This window comes from Clostridium sp. SGI.024 (assembly GCF_050315195.1).
GTDB lineage: Bacteria > Bacillota > Clostridia > Clostridiales > Clostridiaceae > Clostridium.
Genome location: NZ_JBNPON010000182.1, coordinates 1 through 295 on the forward strand (window position 1 = coordinate 1; position 295 = coordinate 295).

Genomic DNA, 295 nt, shown 5'->3' on the forward strand with positions numbered 1-295 from the left:
TTATATCAAAACAATCACTAAAACGATATAAGGATAAAATTAGAGAGATACTATCGAGGTCGAAGCCGATAACTTTGGAACAAAGAATAATTAAATTGAATCAAACTAATATTGGATGGATTAATTATTATGGGATAGCCAAATGCAAAGGCATTGTTCAGCAATTAGATAAATGGATAAGACAAAGACTAAGAATGTGTATATGGAAACAATGGAAAAGGGTTAAAACAAGATATAAAAACCTTAGGAAGTTAGGATTAAATCACTATCAGTCATTAAAATTTGCCAATACCCG

At 29.8% G+C, this 295-nt stretch carries 1 protein-coding gene; it reads left to right on the forward strand.

What is annotated here, in order from left to right:
• Positions 1-74: 74 nt before the first annotated feature.
• Positions 75-295, forward strand: a 221-nt coding sequence (locus ACQRD5_RS17330) for a group II intron maturase-specific domain-containing protein (protein WP_427747131.1), incomplete at its 3' end; no start/stop codon positions are given.